Raw genomic sequence first — 14,504 nt, forward strand, 5'->3', positions numbered from 1 at the left:
GACCTCGCTGCGCTCGGTCGCGCCATGACGCGACAGTGGCCTGAGCCTGATGATTCGTTCGCTTCGCTCACTCATTTAAAGCTCATCCTCGTCGAAGACCGGGCGGACGCCGCGGGCGAACATGATCTCGTCGTTGCTGGTGCCGGCGGCGACCATCGGCCAGACCATGGCGTCCTTGCCGACCACGAAGTCGATCACCACCGGCGCGTCGTTGATCGACATTGCCGCCTCGATGGTCTTGTCGACGTCCTCGACGTTCTCGCAGCGCAACCCGACACAGCCGAGCGCCTCCGCGAGCTTGACGAAGTCCGGGATCCGGTGCTTGTGGGTGCCGAGATCGGTGTTGGAGTAACGCTCGCCGTAGAACAGCGTCTGCCACTGGCGGACCATGCCGAGGTTGCCGTTGTTGATGACGGCGATCTTGACCGGGATGCCCTCCAGCGCGCAGGTGGCCAGCTCCTGGTTGGTCATCTGGAAGCAGCCGTCGCCGTCGATCGCCCAGACCACCGTGTCGGGCTTGCCGACCTTGGCCCCCATCGCCGCCGGCACCGCGTAGCCCATGGTGCCGAGGCCACCGGAGTTGAGCCAGGTCTTCGGCTTCTCGTACGAGATGAACTGGGAGGCCCACATCTGGTGCTGGCCGACGCCGGCCACGTAGATCGCGTCCGGCCCGACGATCTCCCCCAGCCGCTTGATCACGTACTGCGGGGCGAGGGTGCCGTCGGACGACTCCTCGTAGCCCAGCGGGTACCGCTCGCGCAGGTCGTCCAGTTGCGTCCACCAGTCGGCGAGGTCGGTGCCCCGCCCGGCCGCGCGCTCGGTGGTGACCGCCGCGAGCAGTTCGTCGATCACGTGCCGGGCATCGCCGACGATCGGCACGTCCGCGTGCCGGTTCTTGCCGATCTCGGCCGGATCGATGTCGGCGTGCACCACCGTGGCGTCCGGCGCGAAGGTGTCCAGCTTGCCGGTGACCCGGTCGTCGAAGCGGGCGCCGAGCGCCACGATCAGGTCGGCCTTCTGCAGGCCGTAGACCGCGGCGACGGTGCCGTGCATGCCCGGCATGCCCAGGTGCTGCCGGTGCGAGTCCGGGAACGCGCCCAGCGCCATCAGCGTGGTGATCACCGGGATGCCGGTCAGCTCGGCCAGCTTGCGCAGGCCCTCGGTGGCACCGGCCTTGAGCACGCCCCCGCCGACGTAGAGCACCGGGCGCCGGGCGTTGCTCATCAGCCGCGCGGCCTCCCGGATCTGCTTGCCGTGCGGGTGCAGGGTGGGCCGGTAGCCGGGCAGGTCCGGGGTGGGCGGCCAGGTGAAGGTGGTCGACGCCTGGAGCACGTCCTTGGGGATGTCCACCAGCACCGGGCCGGGGCGGCCGGTCGAGGCCAGGTGGAACGCCTCGGCCAGCACCCGCGGGATCTCGCTGGCCTCCTGGACCAGGAAGTTGTGCTTGGTGATCGGCAGCGTGATGCCCTGGATGTCCGCCTCCTGGAAGGCGTCGGTGCCGATCGCGGGGCGGGCCACCTGACCGGTGATCGCCACCATCGGCACCGAGTCCATGTGCGCGTCGGCGATCGGGGTGACCAGGTTCGTCGCGCCCGGCCCGGAGGTGGCGATGCACACGCCGACCCGGCCGGTGGCCTGCGCGTAGCCGGTGGCCGCGTGGCCGGCGCCCTGCTCGTGCCGGACCAGGATGTGCCGGACGGTCGAGTCGTAGAGCGGGTCGTAGGCCGGCAGGATCGCGCCGCCCGGGATGCCGAAGACGACGTCGACGCCGAGCGCCTCGAGCGAGCGGACCAGCGAGCCGGCGCCCGAGACCTGGGCCGGGGCGGGGCGTACCGGCGTGGCGGCGGGGACGTGGTCGGTGTCACCCGGGGCCTCGGCGACGGTACGGGCCCGCCGGGCGGAATGGGCGAGGGTCTCTGGCGTGGGTCTCGTCATGACGTTGGCCTTCGGCTGGAGTTGGTGGGGCTGCTCACACTGTGGAACGCGGGTGAGGCGTCCGATGGGTTCGACGGCAACAAAAAGGCCCGCGTGCCAGATGCACGGGGCCAGCGCACTCTCGGCAGGGAGAGTGCGCTCAGGTAAGTACTCGCAGCGACCGGTACGACGACATGGGCTCAAGCCTGACGCATCTCACGCGATGAGTCAACTGATCCCACATTTTGGTCCACGGTTCTCGGCGCGTCGCGCGCGGGCACGCCGGCCGCACCCGGCCTGACCTGCTCGGAAGCCCCCTTTTCGGGGCGCGGAGCGGGCGTCGGTCGGCGCGGTCGGGCACCCGGGGAGGTCGCCGCTTCCAGCATCGCCTCCAGGTGCTCGGCCGGTACGCCCCAGCCGAACAGCGCGCCCTGGCCGAACCGGCAGCCGGCGGCCACCACCGCGGCCAGCTCCGTGCGGGTGGTCACCCCCTCGGCGATGACCTCGAGACCGAACTGGTGCCCCAGCCGCATGACGATGTCGACCATCGGGGCGAAGGCCGGGCCGTCGCGCCCGACCGGCCGGACCGGCTCGTGCTCGGCCACCAGCCCGTGGTCGATCTTGAGGATGTCGATCGGCAGCCGGCGCAACTGCCCCAGTGAGGAGTAGCCGGCCCCGAAGTCGTCCAGGGCGATCCGCACGCCGGTCAGCCGCAGCGCGGTCAGCCGCCGGATCAGCTCGTCGAGGTCGGTGGCGACCGCGTGCTCGGTGACCTCCAGGACCAGCCGCTGCGGCGGGACGTGGTGGGCGCGTAGCGCCTCGGCGACCTGGACCACGTACTCGGAGGCGTGCAGCTCGCGCGGGGAGACGTTGACCGACACCCAGACGTCGTGCCCCTCGGCCAGCCAGCGGGACAGCTGGCGGCAGGCCTGGTGCAACACCCAGGCGCCGAGCTTGGCGATCATCCCGCACTCCTCGGCCAGCGGGATGAACTCGTCGGGACGGACATTGCCCAGCTCGGGATGGTGCCAGCGCAGCAGCGCCTCGGCGCCGACCGGGCGTACCGACGGCAGGGAGGCCACCGGCTGGAAGACCAGGCGCAGCTCGTCGCGCTCGATCGCGCCGCGCAGCTCATGCTCCAGCGTGGTGCGCCGGCGCAGTAGTCGGTCGTAGGTGCCGTCGTACCGCTCGATCCGGTTCTTGCCGCGCTGCTTGGCGTAGCGCAGCGCGAGATCCGCGTGCCGCAGCAGCAGTTCGACGTCCGGCGTCTCGCCCCAGCTGGCCAGCCCGATGCTGACCGAGAGGAACAACGCCCCCTCGGGCTGCTCGTAGCCACCGCCGAGCACCCCCAGCAGCCGCTCGGCGACCGCGCCCGCCTCGGTCGGACCGCCGGGCATCAGCACCGCGAACTCGTCCCCGCCGAGCCGGGCGGCCACGTCGCCGGGGCGCAGGTTGCCACGCAGCCGCCGGCCGACCTCGGCCAGCACCGCGTCACCCACGTCGTGGCCGCGCATGTCGTTGACGTGCTTGAAGCCGTCCAGGTCGAGGCTGAGCAGGACGCAGGGCCCGCCACCCTCGGCGCACCGGTGCAGCGCTCGCAACAGCCCGCGCCGGTTGGCCAGGCCGGTGAGCGCGTCGGTGTGCGCGAGCTCGCGGAAGTGCGCCTCCCGATCGGCGAGCCGCCGGGCGTAGGCGCGGGCCTCGTGCAGGGTGAGGTACTGCCGGGCCACCAGGGCGAACCCCTCCACGCTGCCGGCGACGACGCCCAGCGCGTCGAACTGGCCGCCCTGGAGCAGGTGGTAGATCGCCGAACCGGCCAGCGCGGCCATCGACACGACGCCGTACTCGCCGTCGTGCCGGATCACGTCGATGGCGACCTGACCGGGCGGGTCGATCCAGTGCCCGGCCAGCGCGGCGGTCAACAGCCCCCCGGCGAGGGTGACCGCACTGATCGAGGTCACGACCGGGCCGGCCTGGCAGAGCCCGGCCGCGAGGCCGAGCCCGCCGCAGGTCGCCACCGTGATGCCGGTGGCCAGCACGGCGAGGCCGCGCCGGGGTGCCGAGACCCGGAAGACCATGCTGGCGGCGAGGCCGATGCTCAACGCCGCGCTGACCGAGCCGAGCAGGATCGCCGGACAGGCCACCGGAGTGGCGTCGCCGAGCAGCCGGGTCGGCTCGGAGAAGAGCACCCAGCCGACGAACCACAGCGCCGTACCCAGGATCACACCGTCCAGGGCGAGCCGGGCGGCCGAGCCCGCCGAGCCGGCCACCCCGAGCATCCGCAGCAGACCGAGGCAGAAGAGCAGACCGCTGACGGCCGTGCCGAGCGCGACCGCGCTCGCCACCCCGATGTGCGGCGGGGGCTCGTGCGGCCAGTGCCCGCTCCTGGTCAACGCGACGACCAGCCCGGTCAACAGGGTGAGCAGGGCGACCGCGGTGGCGACGGCGAGCAGTGCGTACGCCTGGCGGTGGGGTCCGACCCGGCGCCGGGCGGCGGCGGTCAGCAGCCCGCCGGCCGCGAGGGCGACCAGCGCGCTCAGCGCCGAAGCGCCGATCATGCCCGGGGGTGGGTGCACCCTTTCAACTCTGCCGGATGAGCGCTCTCCGTGGGGGGTCGGGTGCGCAACTGGTGGGACACCTACCGCTCGTCGATTCGGTTCGGGCTCGACGTGCCAGACTGGTATTCATGCCTGAGCTGCGGTCGAGGACCTCCACGCACGGTCGGACGATGGCCGGTGCCCGGGCCCTGTGGCGGGCCACCGGGATGACCGACGACGATTTCGGCAAGCCGATCGTCGCCATCGCGAACAGTTTCACCCAGTTCGTCCCAGGTCACGTACATTTGAAGGACATGGGCGGCCTGGTGGCCGACGCGGTGGCCGAGGCCGGCGGGGTGGGCCGGGAGTTCAACACGATCGCCGTGGACGACGGCATCGCCATGGGCCACGGCGGCATGCTCTACTCCCTGCCCAGCCGGGAGCTGATCGCCGACGCGGTGGAATACATGGTCAACGCGCACTGCGCGGACGCCCTGATCTGCATCTCCAACTGCGACAAGATCACCCCGGGGATGCTGCTGGCCGCGCTGCGGCTGAACATCCCGACCGTGTTCGTCTCCGGCGGCCCGATGGAGGCCGGCAAGACGATGGCGATCGAGGGGGTCGTGCACTCCAAGATCGACCTGATCGACGCGATGATCGCCTCCTCGAACGAGGCCGTCACCGACGACCAGCTCGATGCCATCGAGCGCTCCGCCTGCCCGACCTGCGGCTCCTGCTCCGGCATGTTCACGGCGAACTCGATGAACTGCCTCACCGAGGCGATCGGGCTGGCGCTGCCGGGCAACGGCTCGACGCTGGCCACCCACGCCGCGCGCCGGTCGCTCTTCGTCGAGGCCGGCCGCACCGCCGTGGAGATCGCCAAGCGGTGGTACGACCACGACGACGCCTCGGTGCTGCCCCGGATGGTGGCTTCCCGGGCCGCGTTCGAGAACGCCGTCGCGTTGGACGTGGCGATGGGCGGCTCGACGAACACGATCCTGCACCTGCTGGCCGCCGCCCGCGAGGCCGAGATGGACTTCACCGTCGCCGACATCGACGCGATCTCCCGCCGGGTGCCGTGCCTGGCCAAGGTCGCCCCGAACTCGCCGCAGTACCACATGGAGGACGTGCACCGGGCCGGCGGCATCCCGGCCATCCTCGGCGAGATGGACCGCGCCGGCCTGCTGCACCGGGACGTGCACGCGGTGCACGCCCCCTCGCTGGAGCGTTGGCTCGCCGACTGGGACGTGCGCGGCGGCTCGGCCATCCCCGAGGCGATCGAGCTGTTCCACGCCGCGCCGGGCGGGGTGCGCACCACCGAGCCGTTCTCCACCACCAACCGCTGGTCGTCGCTGGACACCGACGCCGCCGGCGGCTGCATCCGGGACCGCGAGCACGCGTACACCGCCGACGGCGGGCTGGCCATCCTGCACGGCAACCTCGCGCCGGACGGCTGCGTGGTGAAGACCGCCGGCGTGCCCGAGGAGTGCCTCACCTTCCGCGGCCCGGCGAAGGTCTACGAGTCGCAGGACGACGCCGTCACCGCCATCCTGGCCAAGGAGATCGTCGCCGGGGACGTCGTGGTGATCCGCTACGAGGGGCCGAAGGGCGGCCCCGGCATGCAGGAGATGCTCTACCCCACCTCGTTCCTCAAGGGCCGGGGGCTGGGTCGGGCCTGTGCGTTGCTCACCGACGGCCGGTTCTCCGGCGGCACCTCGGGGCTCTCCATCGGGCACGCCTCCCCCGAGGCCGCCTCCGGCGGGCTGATCGCGCTGGTGGAGCCGGGCGACGAGATCGTCATCGACATTCCGGCGCGCTCGATCGAGCTGAACGTGCCGGCCGACGTGCTGGACGCCCGCCGGGTCGCCCAGGAGAAGCGGGACCGCCCCTACACTCCTGTCGACCGCCAGCGCCCGGTCTCCGCCGCACTCCGCGCGTACGCCTCGATGGCCACCTCCGCCAGCGACGGCGCCTACCGCCGCGTGCCGGAGTGAGCGGACGGGGCCTGCACGGCCCCGCCCTCACCTTCACCGCCTGGGCCTCTGGCAGAGGTGCGCCGCGGCGCAGGCGCAGTGCCAGGTCAGACCGAGTAGCGGGAGAGGGTTTCTCCGCCGTCGATCCTGATGAGAGCACCGTGTACGTAGCTCGACTCGTCGCTGGCGAGGTAGAGGGCCAGATCCGCGATGTCGTCCACTTCGCCCCACCGTTTGAGCGGCACGCTATCGGCGAAGGTCTGCATGAACTCCATGTTGTCGAACAGCTCTCGGGTGAGCGCTGTCTTCGCGTACGTCGGGCAGATGCCGTTGACCCGGATGCCTTCGTGGCCGTACTCGATCGCCGCGCAGCGGGTGAGGTTGGCTTGCGCGCCCTTCGAGATGTTGTAGACCGACTGCTTCGGGTGCCCCCCGAGGCCAGCGGTTGAGACGAGGTTCAGGATGTTCCCCGCCATCCCGTTGCTTGCCCTTCCCTGGCGGCGGAACTGCCGCACCGCGGACTGCGTCCCGTAGAAGCTGCCCTTGACGTTGACGTCGAAGCAGGCCTGAAGATCCTTTTCGGTGAACTCGTCCATGAGTTTGCCGCCGCGGTAGATGCCTGCGTTGTTGAACATGACGTCCAGTCGGCCGTAGGTGTCCACGGCGGTTTTCACCGCTCTGTCGACCTCGTCGGCCTTGGTAACGTCGCACGTCACGAACACCGCCTGCCCGCCACCGGCCGTGATCAGTTCCGCCGTCGGCTTTTCGAGATTTTGCTCGAAACCGCCGGACAGTGGCTTTTCGCTGATGTCGGCAACGACGATTTTCGCTCCCTCGCGCGCAAAGCGCTCGGCACTCGCCCGGCCGAACCCGGACGATCCTCCGGTGATCAGGACGATCTTGCCCTCAAGCCTTCCCATGCCCATTCCCCCAGACGGTCGCGTAGACGGCCTCGGAGGAGTTCCCCGCCTTCTCCTCGCATAACATCGAGCGCTCTTGAGGTCGACCTTGACGAGGCTCGATAAGATTTGCACCGATGTTTCAGCCTCGGCGCGGGATACCGGTCAGGTTGGTTGGCGCCGCCGTGGCACTGGCCTGCCTGGCGGCATGTCAGTCAACTCCCGAGCGGGCCCGCTCGGACGGGTCGGACCCGATAGTCACGACCACGGCATCGCCGCCATCGATCGTGATGCCGGCCGGGACCTTCGACCTGGCGTGGCGCCAGATCGATCGTCACCTCGGTCAGGACGGGCGGTTCGCCGCCAAGCATGTCGACGAGTGGGTGGTGGTCACCCGGGACGGCGAAGAGTTCGGCCGGTTCGGGACCGCTGTCGAGCGGATCCTCGGGATGGACTTCTCGCCGGATGGGCGCTACCTCGCCGTGGCGCATCCCGACACGGTGATCCTTTATGACCTGACGACCAAGCGGCCGAAGGCACTCTTCACTCCGCCCCTGGAGAGCATCCGCTTCTCGTCGGACAGTGCCCACCTGGTCGGCCGGGAGGATTACCAGCAGGTTCGTAACGGCCGCCTGGTGGTCATCGACGTGGCGACGGGAAAGTGGGTGGCCTCACCGGTGCCGCCGGAGATCGAGGTGTCCAGCGATCCGGGTTCCTACTGGTACTCGGGATCGTTCGCGGTTTTCGATCACGGCGATCAGGTCGTGGCTGCGGGCAGCGACGGATTCCTGCACTGGGCGGTCGGGAGCCAGCAGCTCACGTGGGTGCCGTGCGGCTGCGGAGCGGAGGCGGGCGCGGTGGACCGTGCCGGCAGCCTGGTCGCCCTGGTGATTCCGATGCACAACAAGCTGTCGCTGTGGGAGGTGGCTGGCCGACGCGAGCAGCGGATCTGGGCACTGGCCGAGCGATCGCCGCTCGATGCGAGCCCTCAATCGGCGTATTTTGGCGTGGAACCGCACTTTACGGAGGACGGGAAGTGGCTGCTTCTCGACGGCGAGGAGGGCGGGCAGGTCTGGTCCGTACCCGACGGCGTCCGAGTGACGATCGCGTCGCCGGGCAGGAACTGACCCCGACGCGCCGGGCACTGCGCTCCATTCACAGAGGCTGGTGGTTCGTGGTCGGCGGCGTCGTCACGGCCACCATCGGCGCTGCGGTCAGCATCTATGTGCCGAAGCTGCTCGATCCCCCGCCCGAAGAGCGGCCGATCGCGATCAACGTGGTGAGCAACCCGGCGACCGTGCCCGCCTGGGGGAACGAGGTGTTCTCGTTCGTGATGCCCGTCGATGCACGTCCCGCCACACGTCCTCCGACCGATTGCCCGTCGGTGGTGGACTGGGCGCACGCCAACGGCGGGGTGGATCAGGAGGCCACCCGGGTACGTCTGGTGGTGCAGGGCGCTTCCGACCAGGGCGTGCTCATCGAAGGGATGCGGGCACGGATCATCAGCCGCTCGGCAACCCCTGCCCCGGGTGGCATCTCCATGACCTGCGGCGGTTCGCAGGGCGTCGTCACGCCCCGGCACGTTGTCATGGACCTCGACACGAAGGAACCGTCAGCCGAGTACGCCACCAGGGTCGACGGCCGTCTGCCGCTGTTCGGATTCACCCTGCAACGAGGCGAGACCGAGGTCTTCGAGCTGACCGTCACCACCAAGGGCACGGTCGAGTGGGTCATCGAGTTCGCCCTGGTCGTCGGCGGCGAGTCGCAGCAGCTTGAAGTGACCAACCATGGCAGGACGTTCCGAACCACCGGTTTCAGCAGCCCGCGCGGCTATCGGATCGAGGCCGGAACGTTCCACTGGGTCGAGTGCACGGGCACTCCACCGACCTGCGGCAGCAAGCCCGTCTCGCCCGCCGCGCTCCGGTACTCCTGACGGATCACGCCCGCGATCCGTGCCCGGCCGCCTGCTTCGGCGTACCCGGCACGAGGGTGCGGGCGTACGCGATGGCGGCCGGGGTGTCGGGCAAGACCAAGCCGTCGCGGCGTAGCTGGTCGGCCACGCCGACGGCGTCCAACACCTCGTCGTGGCCGGGCAGGATGCCGGAGAGCAGCACGGTGACGCCGCGTCCCTGGAGTCGGCGGATGGCGTCGCCGAGCACGTAGGCGCCGGTGGCGTCGATGGTGGTGACCCGGGACATCCGCAGGATGACCACCCGCACGTCGGCGACGTCGGAGAGCCGCAGCAGGAAGTTGTGCGCGGCGGCGAAGAAGAGCGGCCCGTCGAGCCGGTAGGCCACGATGTGCTCTTCGAGCAGCGCCTGTTCCTCGGCGGTGTGCTCGCTGGTGTCGAGTGGCACCTGTTCGACCCGGGCACTGCGGGCGACCGCGCGCAGCGCCACCACGATGGCCACGCCGACCCCGACGGCCACGGCGAGGACCAGGTCCCAGATGACGGTCACGGCGAAGGTGAGCATCAACACCAGCGCGTCGCCCCGGGTTGCGCGGGCCAAGGCCCAGAGCGAGGCCGCCTCGACCATCCGTACCGTGGTGGCCAGCAGCACCCCGGCGAGCGCCGCGAGTGGGATGCGGCCGACCAGCGGCGCGGCGACCAGCACGACGCCGGCCAGCGCCACCGCGTGGGTCAGCGCGGCCAGCTTCGATACGGCACCGGCTCGCACGTTGACGGCGGTGCGCGCGATCGCCGCGGTGGCCGGGATGCCGCCGAACAGCGGGGAGGCGAGGTTGGCCAGACCCTGCCCGAACAGTTCGCGGTCGGGGTCGTGCCGCTGGCCGACGGTCATCCCGTCGGCGACGGTGGCCGAGAGCAGACTCTCCAGCGCGGCCAGGGCCGCCACCGCCAGCGCTGCGGGCAGCAGCACGCCCACCGCGCCGAGGTCGAAGAAGCCGAGTGAGGGTGCGGGTAGCTCCTGGGGAAGGGCGCCGATCCGGACCAGGTCGATCGGCGCGAACTCGGCGAGCACCGTGGCGGCGGCCACGGCGAACAGTGAGAACGGCAGGCCGGGGCGCCACCGGGCGCCGAGCAGCATCACCGCCGCGACTCCCAGGGCCATCAGGACGGGCGCCGGTTGCGGATGTACGACGAAACGGGCGACCGCGTCGGCCGCCACCGCCCACACCCGTTCGCCCTGCGCGTCGGTGACGCCGAGCGCGGCAGGCACCTGTTGCAGGGCGATGACCACCGCGATGCCGGCGGTGAAGCCCTCGATCACCGGCATCGGCAGGTACCGGACGTACCGGCCGGTGCGGGCGAAAGCCAGGGCGACCAGGATCAGCCCGGCCAGCGCGCCGACCATCAGCACGCCGGTCGCCCCGAACTGCGCCACGACCGGCACCAGCACCACGGTCATCGCGCCGGTCGGGCCGGAGACCTGAAGATTCGAGCCGCCGAAGATGGCCGCCACCGCACCGGCGACCACGGCGGTGATCAGCCCGGCTTCCGCGCCGAGGCCGGAGGTGACACCGAAGGCGAGCGCCAGCGGGAGCGCGACGACGGCGACGGTGAGCCCGGCGACGAGGTCCCGGCGGGGTGCCCGGCGCACGGCGTGCCAGTCGGCGCGACTGGGCAGCAGGTCGAGGAGGCGACGCCCGACGGTGCTCGCGGCGGACCGGGCGCTGCCGGCGAGTGGGGTCTGGGTGCCGCTACTCACCGCTCCCGCCCGTCGGCGCGCAGTTCCTCCAGCAGAGCGCCCCGGTCGGTGAGCATCGCGCCGAGGATCCGCCGGCCGGCGGCCAGCAGATCGGCGACGTCAGGTGTGCTCAGCGCGTACATCACCAGCGGCCCGTCGCGGTACGAGGTGACCATGCCGGCCCGGCGCAGCACAGCGAGTTGTTGGGACAGGTTCGACGCCTCCACCTCGATCACGGCGAGCAGGTCACGCACCGGTTTGGGGCCGTCCTGAAGCAGCTCGAGCACCCGGATGCGAACCGGGTGCCCGAGCGTGCGGAACAACTCGGCCTTCGCCTGGTACAGCGGCACGGACACGCCTCAGCCTCCTCCTGCGGCACCACCGGGGCCGCACTGAAGACTTTAGCACTTGCAAAACTCTTCAACAACTCTCGCGCTGCGACTCCGCCCGACGCCGTCAGCCGCGCTCGATCATCTGGCCGATACGGATCCGGTTGCCGAACGGGTCACGGATGCCGAAATCGATCCCGTACGGCCGTTCCATCGGCTCGTCGGTGATCTCGACACCCTTGGCGAGAAGTTCCTCGTACGTCTTGTGGGCGTCATCGGTGGTCATGAAGAGGAAACCGCCCGCGGCGCCCTTGGTGAGCAGTTCACGGACCTGTTCGGCGGTGGCCGGGTCAAGATTGGGCGGGCCCGGCTTCTCCAGCAGGATCTCGCGCTTCGGGTCGCCGGGCACGTTGACCGTGAGCCAACGCATGAAGCCGAGATCCTGATCCGTGTTCAGCTCCAGGCCGAGCTTGCCGATGTAGAAGTCGAGCGCCTCGTCCTGGTCGAGGACGTAGATCTGGGAGCGGCTGATCGCGTTCATCGTCATGCCCAGAAAGCTAGTGCAGCGCTCTGACCTGCTGCTTATCCAAAACTGCTCGGTCGCGTCCACGCCTTGGTGAAGCAGCCCGGCACCGGCGCGGCGGGCACCGTCCGCCGCTTGCGGTAGTCGCTGGGCGACTCGCCGACGATCTGCCGGAAGGTACGGCTGAACGTGCCGAGACTGCCGAAGCCGACCCCGTGGCAGACCTCCGTCACGTCCTGGCCGGTGTGCAGCAGCAGGTACATGGCCCGCTCCACCCGCCGCCGTTGCAGGTAGCGGTGCGGGGTCTCGCCGAAGGTGGCCCGGAAGGTCCGGATGAAGTGCGCCGGGGAGACGTGCGCGATCTTCGCCAGGGTCGGGATGTCGAGTGGGTCGGCGTACGCCCGGTCCATCGCGTCCCGGGCGCGCAGCATCGCCCGGTTCGTCTGCTCGACCGCCCTGCTCACCGCACCGCCCTCCCCGCGACACCCGGCCACATCAATCCTGCCCGTTCCGTCGGCCTCTGCCGAGCGGGCATTCCGATCGCCGGATGCCTGGCCGGTTGACGACTGCGCACCGACCTGTCAGCATTCCCTGACAGGGGGCGTCAGAAATTTCTGACACCCAGTGGTGGAGGGGTCCGAAGCATGAGTCGTGAGACGCCGAGCGGCGACGAGCTGTTGGCGATGCTCGCGGCGTTGGCCAGTCCGCACCGGCTGCGGATCGTCGCCGCGCTCGCCGAGGGCCGGAGCTACGTCAGCGAGTTGGCCCGCCGGCTGCGGATGAACCGGCCCCTGCTCTACATGCACCTGCAGAAGTTGGAGGCCGCCGAACTGGTCGTCGGCACTCTGGAAACGGCTCCGGACGGCAGTTCGGTCAAGTGGTTCGACCTCGCTCCATTCGCGGTGACGCTGACTCCGCAGGCCATCGCGGCGGCCGTACCGACGTTGACCGTTCCCGGGCAGAAGGATGAGGACAAGCAATGACGAACATCGTGGCTGCCGACGGCGACATCGCCGAAATCGGCATGATCACATCGACCGTGCTGCTGGTCGCGTTGATGGCGATCATCGCGTTCGTGGCCGTGGGGATCTACCGGGCCCGGCACTCCGCCGCAGCGGTACGACTCGCCCTTCGACACCTCCGGCGTGCCGTACAGCTACCTGACGGCGAGCCTGGACGACCTCACCCGGTTCGCCACCACCCAACTCGCCGGCGGCCGGTACGGCGACACGACCCTGCTGTCCGCCGACACCACCCAGCGGATGCAGACCGGTCAGGTGTCGACCGGTGGCAGCGGCCGGTACGGGTTGGGCTGGCGAGAAACAACCCTCACGGGACCCGACGCCCGCATCGTGTGGCACGCCGGCGCCACGCCGGGATACTTCAGCCACCTGGTGTTGGTGCCGGAAACCAGGATCGGCGTGGTCGTACTGGCCAACGCCTACAGCCTGGCGATGGACCCGCTGCTCGTCTCGGCGGCGTTCAACATCGCCCGGGTACTGCACGCCGCGCCGACCGTCGAGGCGGAGCCGGACCCGCTGTTGACCGGAGGCCTGGTCGGGCTGGTGGGTCTTGCCGCGCTCCTGGTGGTCGCGCTGGCCTGGGCTGTCGTCCGCGTCGTCCGCCGACGCCGCTCGGGAGCCGCCCGCTGCCGTCGCGAGATCGTCCGTACGGTCGGCTGGGTGGTTGGCTGCGGTGGGCTGGCCGCGACGGTGGTGTGGGGGGTCCCGGCCCTACAGGGAGCCGACGGGCTCGGTCAGGTCTCCCTGTGGATGCCCGACGCGGCGCAGGTCATCGGCGGCGTTGCCGGGCTTGCGGCGATGGTCGCGCTCACCCGACTCGCCGGGTTGGCGCTGGCGCCCCGACGCAGCACACCAGACCGCTAAGTCAACCGGAGTTCGTGCAGGTCGGTGGCTTCGGCGAGCAGGCGTACGCCGTCGTCGTCGTGGCGGTGCAGGGTGCAGCCGGCGCGGGTGAAGCGGACGGTCAGGATCTGCCCGGCGTGCCGGGCCGCCAGCCGCAGCAGCACCGGCACCGGGTCGGCGGTCACGCCACTCGGCGCGGCGGCGGGCGCCGGGATCGGCACGGCCGGGTCGGCCGGCGCGACGGCGGCGACGGTGTCGGTCAGGCACTCGACGCACCAGGCGAGCGCCGCCTCCAGGGTCGGCCGGTACGGCAGTTCGTCGGGGCGGACCGGGGCGTCGCGCGGTCGCAGGTCGACCGACCAGCGCTGCCCGTCGAGGTAGCGCGGGTCACCGGTGTGCTGCCGCAGGTCGCAGACGCTGACCTCCAACGCCAGGTCCAGGCCGAGCGCGAGGCGGATCAGCTCGGTCAGGGGTGGGGCGTCGGGGCGTACCGCCGTCACGATCAGCCGGGCCGCGGGCTGGCCCCGACCGGCGAGGCGCACCTGCTCGGCCACCGGGTCGGCCCCGGCCCAGGGCAGCGTGACGTACCCGCCGCGCAGGTCCAGCTCAATCTCGTGCCCACCGTCGGCCTCGGCGAGGTCCTCGGGCCGTACCCCGAGGATGGGCGCCCAGGCCGCGAGCCGGTAGCGGTCGGGCAGCTGGACCACCGGCTTGCCGCCGGGCTGCGTGGCGGCGAGCGTGACCTCCTCCGACGTGCCGGCGTGCCAGGCCAGATGCACCACCCGGTGCCGCAGGTCGGTCAGCGTGATCACCA

Annotated in this window: 12 protein-coding genes and 1 pseudogene; 5 read left to right on the forward strand and 8 right to left on the reverse strand. The window is 70.9% G+C overall.

Annotation, left to right across the window (positions count from 1 at the left end):
* Positions 1-75: 75 nt before the first annotated feature.
* Both IEY61_RS11235 and IEY61_RS11240 read right to left on the reverse strand, forming a co-directional pair.
* Positions 76-1,935, reverse strand: a complete 1,860-nt coding sequence (locus tag IEY61_RS11235) for an acetolactate synthase large subunit (RefSeq protein WP_189043255.1) — start codon at positions 1,933-1,935, stop codon at positions 76-78.
* 179 nt (positions 1,936-2,114) lie between these two features.
* Complete coding sequence (locus tag IEY61_RS11240; protein WP_189043257.1) at positions 2,115-4,490, reverse strand: putative bifunctional diguanylate cyclase/phosphodiesterase; 2,376 nt, start codon at positions 4,488-4,490, stop codon at positions 2,115-2,117.
* Positions 4,491-4,600: 110 nt separating this feature from the next.
* On the opposite strand from IEY61_RS11240, the gene ilvD reads away from it, so the two are divergent.
* The gene (ilvD, locus tag IEY61_RS11245) at positions 4,601-6,448 is read left to right on the forward strand and encodes a dihydroxy-acid dehydratase (RefSeq protein WP_189043259.1); all 1,848 of its coding nucleotides are present in this window, start codon (positions 4,601-4,603) and stop codon (positions 6,446-6,448) included.
* An 86-nt stretch (positions 6,449-6,534) separates the two neighbouring features.
* Here ilvD and IEY61_RS11250 read toward each other — a convergent pair whose 3' ends face one another.
* The gene (locus IEY61_RS11250) at positions 6,535-7,347 is read right to left on the reverse strand and encodes an SDR family NAD(P)-dependent oxidoreductase (RefSeq protein ID WP_189043261.1); all 813 of its coding nucleotides are present in this window, start codon (positions 7,345-7,347) and stop codon (positions 6,535-6,537) included.
* A 365-nt stretch (positions 7,348-7,712) separates the two neighbouring features.
* Here IEY61_RS11250 and IEY61_RS11255 point away from each other — a divergent pair, with 365 nt between their 5' ends.
* Positions 7,713-8,453: a WD40 repeat domain-containing protein gene (locus IEY61_RS11255; RefSeq protein ID WP_189043263.1), complete on the forward strand. Its 741-nt coding sequence runs from the start codon at positions 7,713-7,715 to the stop codon at positions 8,451-8,453.
* 47 nt (positions 8,454-8,500) lie between these two features.
* On the forward strand, positions 8,501-9,259 hold the full coding sequence (locus IEY61_RS11260) for a hypothetical protein (RefSeq protein WP_189043266.1): 759 nt from the start codon (positions 8,501-8,503) through the stop codon (positions 9,257-9,259).
* 4 nt (positions 9,260-9,263) lie between these two features.
* Here the strand turns inward: IEY61_RS11260 and IEY61_RS11265 are convergent, their stop codons facing one another.
* The 4 genes from IEY61_RS11265 to IEY61_RS11280 form a co-directional block, all read right to left on the reverse strand.
* The gene (locus IEY61_RS11265) at positions 9,264-10,916 is read right to left on the reverse strand and encodes a SulP family inorganic anion transporter (protein ID WP_229705828.1); all 1,653 of its coding nucleotides are present in this window, start codon (positions 10,914-10,916) and stop codon (positions 9,264-9,266) included.
* Between the two features lie 74 nt (positions 10,917-10,990).
* Positions 10,991-11,329: an ArsR/SmtB family transcription factor gene (locus IEY61_RS11270; RefSeq protein ID WP_189043268.1), complete on the reverse strand. Its 339-nt coding sequence runs from the start codon at positions 11,327-11,329 to the stop codon at positions 10,991-10,993.
* Between the two features lie 100 nt (positions 11,330-11,429).
* Positions 11,430-11,849, reverse strand: coding sequence for a VOC family protein (locus IEY61_RS11275; RefSeq protein WP_189043269.1), 420 nt, complete (start codon positions 11,847-11,849; stop codon positions 11,430-11,432).
* A 35-nt stretch (positions 11,850-11,884) separates the two neighbouring features.
* Complete coding sequence (locus IEY61_RS11280) at positions 11,885-12,289, reverse strand: helix-turn-helix domain-containing protein (protein WP_189043270.1); 405 nt, start codon at positions 12,287-12,289, stop codon at positions 11,885-11,887.
* 180 nt (positions 12,290-12,469) lie between these two features.
* Between IEY61_RS11280 and IEY61_RS11285 the strand changes: the two genes are divergently transcribed.
* Both IEY61_RS11285 and IEY61_RS31110 read left to right on the forward strand, forming a co-directional pair.
* On the forward strand, positions 12,470-12,808 hold the full coding sequence (locus IEY61_RS11285; RefSeq protein ID WP_189043271.1) for an ArsR/SmtB family transcription factor: 339 nt from the start codon (positions 12,470-12,472) through the stop codon (positions 12,806-12,808).
* Positions 12,809-12,925: 117 nt separating this feature from the next.
* A pseudogene (locus tag IEY61_RS31110) lies at positions 12,926-13,711 on the forward strand (serine hydrolase domain-containing protein); the annotation flags it as partial.
* On the opposite strand, the gene IEY61_RS11295 reads toward IEY61_RS31110, so the two are convergent.
* Positions 13,708-14,502, reverse strand: coding sequence for a hypothetical protein (locus tag IEY61_RS11295; RefSeq protein ID WP_189043272.1), 795 nt, complete (start codon positions 14,500-14,502; stop codon positions 13,708-13,710). The pseudogene IEY61_RS31110 and the gene IEY61_RS11295 overlap by 4 nt on opposite strands.
* Positions 14,503-14,504 lie beyond the last annotated feature (2 nt).

The organism is Micromonospora sonchi (assembly GCF_014646235.1).
Lineage (GTDB): Bacteria > Actinomycetota > Actinomycetes > Mycobacteriales > Micromonosporaceae > Micromonospora > Micromonospora sonchi.

Bases quoted from the DNA above. Each gene is read 5' to 3' on its own strand.
- IEY61_RS11275 (WP_189043269.1), bottom strand. From the start codon at position 11,849: ATGACGATGAACGCGATCAGCCGCTCCCAGATCTACGTCCTCGACCAG.
- IEY61_RS11285 (WP_189043271.1), top strand. From the start codon at position 12,470: ATGAGTCGTGAGACGCCGAGCGGCGACGAGCTGTTGGCGATGCTCGCG.
- ilvD (WP_189043259.1), top strand. From the start codon at position 4,601: ATGCCTGAGCTGCGGTCGAGGACCTCCACGCACGGTCGGACGATGGCC.
- IEY61_RS11250 (WP_189043261.1), bottom strand. From the start codon at position 7,347: ATGGGAAGGCTTGAGGGCAAGATCGTCCTGATCACCGGAGGATCGTCC.
- IEY61_RS11235 (WP_189043255.1), bottom strand. From the start codon at position 1,935: ATGACGAGACCCACGCCAGAGACCCTCGCCCATTCCGCCCGGCGGGCC.